The organism is Parendozoicomonas sp. 209JJ7-1 (assembly GCF_058147085.1).
This window is the reverse complement of sequence record NZ_JBYVJU010000029.1, coordinates 1-6,832: the sequence shown is the minus strand read 5'-3', so window position 1 is coordinate 6,832 and position 6,832 is coordinate 1. Positions and strand designations below refer to the sequence as shown.

General features: G+C 39.5%; 6 protein-coding genes. All 6 read left to right on the top strand.

Annotated features, from left to right (window positions below; all coding sequences use genetic code 11):
* Nucleotides 1–144 precede the first annotated feature (144 nt).
* The 6 genes from ACY2RQ_RS18675 to ACY2RQ_RS18650 all read left to right on the top strand — a co-directional run bounded on the left by ACY2RQ_RS18675 (nucleotide 145) and on the right by ACY2RQ_RS18650 (nucleotide 6,789).
* Nucleotides 145–1,044 carry a DapH/DapD/GlmU-related protein gene (locus ACY2RQ_RS18675; RefSeq protein ID WP_490114520.1) on the top strand — a complete coding sequence of 300 codons (900 nt, stop codon included), beginning with the start codon at nucleotides 145–147 and terminating at the stop codon, nucleotides 1,042–1,044.
* A 1,073-nt stretch (nucleotides 1,045–2,117) separates the two neighbouring features.
* Nucleotides 2,118–2,429 (top strand): MazG nucleotide pyrophosphohydrolase domain-containing protein, encoded by a 312-nt coding sequence (locus tag ACY2RQ_RS18670; RefSeq protein WP_490114519.1) that lies wholly within the window; start codon nucleotides 2,118–2,120, stop codon nucleotides 2,427–2,429.
* A gap of 1 nt (nucleotide 2,430) precedes the next feature.
* A complete protein-coding gene (locus tag ACY2RQ_RS18665; protein ID WP_490114518.1) occupies nucleotides 2,431–2,706 on the top strand; it encodes a putative quinol monooxygenase in 276 nt (91 codons plus the stop codon).
* Between the two features lie 96 nt (nucleotides 2,707–2,802).
* The gene (locus tag ACY2RQ_RS18660; RefSeq protein ID WP_490114517.1) at nucleotides 2,803–3,351 is read left to right on the top strand and encodes a type VI secretion system amidase effector protein Tae4; all 549 of its coding nucleotides are present in this window, start codon (nucleotides 2,803–2,805) and stop codon (nucleotides 3,349–3,351) included.
* A gap of 1,184 nt (nucleotides 3,352–4,535) precedes the next feature.
* The gene (locus ACY2RQ_RS18655) at nucleotides 4,536–5,177 is read left to right on the top strand and encodes a hypothetical protein (RefSeq protein ID WP_490114516.1); all 642 of its coding nucleotides are present in this window, start codon (nucleotides 4,536–4,538) and stop codon (nucleotides 5,175–5,177) included.
* Between the two features lie 136 nt (nucleotides 5,178–5,313).
* On the top strand, nucleotides 5,314–6,789 hold the full coding sequence (locus ACY2RQ_RS18650) for a DNA/RNA helicase domain-containing protein (protein ID WP_490114515.1): 1,476 nt from the start codon (nucleotides 5,314–5,316) through the stop codon (nucleotides 6,787–6,789).
* Nucleotides 6,790–6,832: the final 43 nt, after the last annotated feature.

The window sequence follows — 6,832 nt, the reverse complement described above, 5'->3', positions numbered from 1 at the left end:
CTTTCTTTTTGGATTTGTATTATTTTTGTTCGCTTCAAGTTTTGGGTAAAACAAACCAAAGCCTAACAAGCGCATCCAAGTGACGCCTTCGGCGCACCTGATGCGGGCGTTAGGTGCCACCAAACCTTCAACTATGGAGTAGTAATGAAAATAAAAAGAGAAGGTCATCGATACATACACGTATCAACAGGCAAAACGATAGATTCTTGGTATCCACAGGATTTATCTCCAATAGTACGATCATGTCCAGCTGAAAAATACGGATTCATAAAAGGGGAATATTTTGAAATCGAAATAGACCCATTCAATGATGCTCCTGTATCAACTGAAGATGCTTATCTCAGGCTACATCTCTTGTCAGAATGCAAAGCTAAACCAAACGAATTGGTTTTGGATGGAATCTTTGGCTTATTACCCAATGTCGCATGGAGTAACGCAGGCCCTGTTTTACCCTCAGATATAAATGCTTTAAGAGCAAAGGTTGCATCTGATAATTTTCACTTACAGGTTGCATCAATTGATAAGTTTCCACGCATGACAGATTACATTGTTCCTCAAGGAGTCAGAATCGGTGATGCTGATAGAGTAAGGCTGGGAGCGCACTTGGCTTCAGGAACGACAGTAATGCATGAAGGTTTTGTAAACTTTAATGCAGGCACACTTGGAAACTCTATGGTAGAAGGCCGAGTGACACCGGGAGTTGTTGTCGGTGAAAGCTCAGATGTTGGTGCAGGGTCTTCTATTATGGGAACATTGTCCGGAGGTGGAAAACAGGTCAACTCTATTGGTGAAAATTCTCTTCTTGGCGCAAATGCAGGAATTGGTATTTCACTTGGCAATGAATGTATTGTCGAAGCTGGGCTTTATGTCACTGCAGGAACAAAAGTCAAAACTCCTGATGGTGAGGTGGTTTCAGCAAAATTACTCTCAGGCAAGTCAAACCTACTGTTCAGACGAAACAGCCAAACAGGTGTTGTTGAGGTTTTGCCAACTAAGTCGTCTGTTTGGGGTGGTTTAAATTCTTCCCTACATTCAAACGACTAGCACCTAACAAGAAAATCCAGGTGACGCCTACGGCGCACCTGATTTAGGCGTTAGGCGAAGCAAAGTCAACTTCAAGTCTGATAAAGTAACATCCTTCATTGTGTTGGCTGGCGTTGGGAGAGATTGGAGTTGTTTCCCTGAGTTGCGCCGCAATTTAAATTTGTGTCGGCGTCGAGTAAAGCGTTTGCGGCGTTTTAGCTCTGTATTCTGGCCTTCGAGTTGCCAACGCCAGCATAGCGATTGTGCAAAAATCACCAGGCAAACAACTGTGTCCATCCTTGAAAAAGAATCGGCTTTATTGTGCAAGGCTGGCAACAAACATCTGAGCTCATTCCTTTTTAGGTAGCGCCGTCTATATTTCGTAAAAGTTTACAGTCTACGCCGTTTAAATCTTGTGCAAAGGCATTCGTGTCATGCCAGCCAAAACAAAGTGCACACGGCGTTTCTGTGTATCGTTGTAGGCAAATTCCGTGTAAACCTGGTAAGCGCCTAACAAGCGCATCCAAGTGACGCCTTCGGCGCACCTGATGCGGGCGTTAGGTGAAGCTGAGTAAACTTCAAGTCTGATAAAGTAGCATTCTTTATTGTGCTGGCTGGCGTTGGGTGAGATAGAAGTTGTTTCCCCGAGTTACGCCGCAATTTAAATTTCTATCGTCGTCGAGTAAATCGCTTGCGGCGTTTTAGCTCCGAGTTCAGACCTTTCAGTTGCCAACGCCAGCATAATCATTGTGCATAAATCACCAGGCAAACAATTGTGTTCAACCTTGAAAAAACATCGGCTTTATTGTGCAAGGCTGGCTAAAAACATCGAAGTTCATTCCTTCGAGTCGCGCCGCTATAAAAATCTGCGCTTTGTTTAAGCTCACAGCTTGCGGCGTTAAGTCTTGTGTCCATACATTCGTGCAGCCAGCCACAACCAAAGTGCACACTTCGTATTGTGGTGCGGCACATTCAATGCAAACCGGGTAAGCACCTAACAAGCGCATCCAAGTGACGCCTTCGGCGCACCTGATGCGGGCGTTAGGCGAACCCCAAACATCGAGTAATCATCCTTTTCATTCTGTAGTATCTTCATGAAAATTTCCGAATTAACGAGCGGTGTCGAAGAAGTATCAAAGTTTTATGCTAAAAATCATTCAATAGATCGATCTGATGAATGGTTTATGCTTAAACTCACTGAAGAGGTCGGAGAGTTAACTCAAAGCTTTTTGAAAATGAAAGGCCAAGCTCGAATCAAGGGCAAAAGCTCCGAGGAATTGAGAAACGACTTTGAAAGTGAAGTTGCTGACGTACTGGGTCAGATATTATTGCTCGCGAATAACTATGACATAGATGTCGAAACAATCATGAAGAAAAAGTGGTTGTCTTGGCTTGAGAAAAAATAGGATGAGTAAAATCATATTATCTGGTTACATTCTTGTCCCAGATAGCTCTTTGTCAGAGGTTCTCAATGAACTTTCAAGACATATCGAAAATACGAGAGCTGAAGATGGTTATATCTGCTTTTCTGTAGAGCAAGACCCCAACGATCTTCACAAATTCAGCGTCTATGAACAGTTCACAGATAGAGCAGCATTTGAGTTTCACCAAAACAGAGTCAAAAATTCTGTTTGGGGTAATGTTACAACAGGTGTCGAAAGGCACTACGAAATCACCGAGTAAAATTCGCCTAACAAGTGGTTCCAGGTGACGCCTACGGCGCACCTGAACCAAGCGTTAGGCGCAATCACTACAACAATCATGAAACGGAGTATTCATATGATTACATTCAAGAAACTATGGAATAGTCATCCTACAATTACGGGTGATGAAAATCCCTGTACAACAAATGGAAAAAAGAACTTTTCAAACCAATGTGCAATTCGTGTCGGTGTTGCTTTGGTTGAGTGTGGCGTCAAAACCACAGATATTCCCGGTGTAGTTCATTGTTGGCATGGTCATCCGAAATCAGCAGGTCATGTCATCCGTGCTGAAGAATTAGCAGCAGGACTTCAAAAAGTATCATTCCCTGGACTTAAACAAGCAGTTGAAGTTAGCCCAAAAGAGTTTTCTGATAAACTCTCAGGAAAAAAAGGAATAATATTTTTCAAAGATTATTGGCAAAGGACCGTAAATGGAAAGAAAGAGAGTTTTAGAAATCGTTCTGGTGATCATATTGATCTCTGGAATGGAAGTCGGATTACAGATTTAACATCATGGGCAAGAATCAATCTAAGATTTGGTAGTTTTGGTCTCCACTCCATAACAGATAGATTTTCAGACTTTGAGGATTCAAAGAAAGTACTTTTCTGGGAGGTTTCCCAGTGAAATATTTAACATCATTAATCATGGGGATAGTTTCAGTAGTTATATTGTCATTTCTTCTGACACCACATCTTACAGAAATATACATTGAATTTTTCGGTATTGATCCTGGCCCTGACGGTGAAAATGAACTTTTCAGGTTTTTAATATTTGTGCAATGGCCAATATTTTTCTCTGCGGGTTCAATTTTAGGTTACATTGTGCATACCAAGCGCCATACAAGCGCATCCAGGTGACGCCTTCGGCGCACCTGATGCGGGCGTTAGGTGAAGCTGAGTAAACTTCAAGTCTGATAAAGTAGCATTCTTTATTGTGTTGGCTGGCGTTGGGAGAGATAGGAGTTGTTTCCCCGAGTTACGCCGCAATTTAAATTTCTATCGTCGTCGAGTAAAGCGTTTGCGGCGTTTTAGCTCCGAGTTCAGACCTTTCAGTTGCCAACGCCAGCATAATCATTGTGCATAAATCACCAGGCAAACAATTGTGTTCAACCTTGAAAAAACATCGGCTTTATTGTGCAAGGCTGGCTAAAAACATCGGAGTTCATTCCTTCGAGTCGCGCCGCTATAAAAATCTGTGCTTTGTTTAAGCTCACAGCTTGCGGCGTTAAGTCTTGTGTCCATACATTCGTGCAGCCAGCCACAACCAAAGTGCGCACTTCGTATCGTGGTGCGGCACATTCAATGCAAACCGGGTAAGCACCTAACAAGCGCATCCAAGTGACGCCTTCGGCGCACCTGATGCGGGCGTTACATGGCATCATAACAACTCAGCAATCATAGAATTCTGTGTCAGGATTGAAAACAAATATACAACATAAAATATTTTCTCTAGCTTTATTCATTGGAACTGGAACAGCAACGGTTTTATTGGTTAATCTGGCGGATGATTACTATGGTGTAGGGAATGTTCCGAAATGGATTAGCTATCTGATCCTATATGGATTCATTGCAGTAATGTCTCTTGTTGGCTCATATTTCATAAAAGCTTATTCCGATATAACATGGAAAAAGAATAAGCCAAGAACCAACAAAAGTTATAAATTTAAAAAGAAGAAAAATCGTAGGTCATGGCGGCATAGATAAAATCAATGAAAATCATCATCGTGGCAAGTGCCATGTAACAAGTAAATCCAGGTGACGCCTACGGCGCACCTGATTTAGGCGTTAGGCGCAAGGAGTCATACCGCAATGGAAGAGTTAAACGTTGATCGACGTGTAAAACTATACAAAGCTTTCTGCGGAATTGTTCCCTATGGAAGTTTTATCGTCGAGTATATGATTGATAAAATCCCTAATCAGCGTATGGATAGGTTGTATGAATTTATTCAAAATATGAATGATCGGATTGAGAAACTAGAGAAAAAAGATATTCTAGATTCTGAAGAATTTCACCATATTGCTGAGACTTCTATACTTGAGTCAGTAAAATCACCTTCTAAGAAACGCCTTAAGTGGTTAGCTTCCATTGCTGTTCCAGGCAACTACTTTGTTTCTATCATAGAATGGGAATATCGTAAAAAAGCTATACATATTCTATCAACTCTTAGTGACCCAGAAATAGAATGCCTCATTGGCCATTCAAGCTGGGAATCGATGATAGATTATGAGAGAGGATTTAGCCCAAAGAATCCCATTGTAATAGCTGAACGAGAGGAGCTGACTAGCCATGAGTTATTCTTAAGAAATCTTACCAACGATAATTTAGATTTACAGCGTTCCTCTCTATTAAGTAAGAACTTAATTGAAAATAAAAATTCATCTTATGACGTAACTGATGAAGGTAGGATGTTTATATTTATTATTACCGGAGAATTTCCAAGATCATTCTAACCAAAAACTCGCCTAACAAGTAAATCCAAGTGACGCCTACGGCGCACCTGATTTAGGCGTTACATGGCTCAATAAACATCAGTATTCCCTCACACATTTATTTCATTCTACGACTGAGATCTTAGAGCAAGAAGCATTGAAAAGTATAAACATCCTTTCGCTTGTACAAGCACATGAATCACTGGATACTCAATCCTACAATGATTATTTGAAATACTACGGGATAAATATTAAGAATGACGAAGTTGACGACTTAAGATGTTTGGTCGAAACCCTGCACTCTAAAACCATTAACACAAACATATTCAATAGTTTTTACGTAGGGTATTCGATACCACAAATAGGTAAAGAATTTGATCTACTACGTTTTGGTAAAGGATTTATTATCAATGTAGAGTTAAAAAAAACAAGCACTAAAGATAAAGTAAAAAAACAGCTCATTAGGAATAAATATTATCTAAGTTACCTTGGAAGCAAAATTTACAATATCACATTTATAGCTGATTCCAAGGAGCTTTATTTCCTAAATAATGATGAGAGCTTAGTTAAAATAGAAGCTTCAGCACTTGATGGTTTATTAATAGACCAAGAAGTAAAAACACATGAAAATATTGACAAGCTATTCAACCCTTCAAATTATCTTGTCTCCCCTTTCAACTCGACCCAAAAATTCCTAAACAACGAATACTTTTTAACAAATCAACAAGAAGAAATAAAGACACAAACTTTACGGCTACTCAACTCTAGTAAAAAATCTCATCATATTTCAATCACAGGCAGTGCGGGGACAGGTAAAACTCTTCTTGTATATGACATCGCCAAAACCTTAAGGAAAGATCACAAGAAGATCATAATCTTCCATTGTGGATACCTTAATCCTGGACAGCATCAACTGACAGCCAGCGGATGGAATATCGTACCTATACGGGATATTAATAGTTACAAATTGTCTGCATATGATGTGATATTCATAGACGAAGCACAAAGAATCTACGACAATCAACTTGATAATATTGTACAAGAAATCAACGCCAGTAATGGTAAATGTGTATATTCTTATGACAAGTTGCAAACACTTTCATCTGTAGAAAAAAACCGGAAGATCGATCAAAAAATAGAAAGTATTGTCGGAGTAATTAATCATAGGCTTTCTGAAAAAGTTAGGTCAAACAAAGAAATCTCTACCTTTATAAAAAACCTATTTAACAATAAGCGAAAAATCCCCTTAACAACTAGAGATAATATAGAATTAAACTATTTCAACAACCTGGAAGATGGTAGAAGTTATCTACAAAACTTAGACAGAAAAGAATGGGAGATTTTAAGGTTTACGCCTTCGCGTTTCTCAACAGAACATCACGAAACATATTCGGATATAAATAGCCAGAATTCACACAAGGTTATTGGCCAAGAATTTGATAATGTTGCGGTAATAATTGACAGGCTATTTTCCTATGATAGCAATGGTGATTTAATTTATACTGGCTCTACTTACTATCATTCAGTAAAAATGTTGTTTCAAAATATCACTAGAGCTAGAAAGAAACTAAACATAGTAATAATCGACAACGAAGTTGTATTAGAGCATTGTCTATCCATGCTTCGACAATAGTTCATTTAAAGGCCAGCAATTGAGTTACCGCCATGTAACAAGT

Coding starts and splice junctions, on each gene's coding strand:
- ACY2RQ_RS18675 (WP_490114520.1), top strand. CDS start 145: ATGAAAATAAAAAGAGAAGGTCATCGATACATACACGTATCAACAGGC.
- ACY2RQ_RS18670 (WP_490114519.1), top strand. CDS start 2,118: ATGAAAATTTCCGAATTAACGAGCGGTGTCGAAGAAGTATCAAAGTTT.
- ACY2RQ_RS18665 (WP_490114518.1), top strand. CDS start 2,431: ATGAGTAAAATCATATTATCTGGTTACATTCTTGTCCCAGATAGCTCT.
- ACY2RQ_RS18660 (WP_490114517.1), top strand. CDS start 2,803: ATGATTACATTCAAGAAACTATGGAATAGTCATCCTACAATTACGGGT.
- ACY2RQ_RS18655 (WP_490114516.1), top strand. CDS start 4,536: ATGGAAGAGTTAAACGTTGATCGACGTGTAAAACTATACAAAGCTTTC.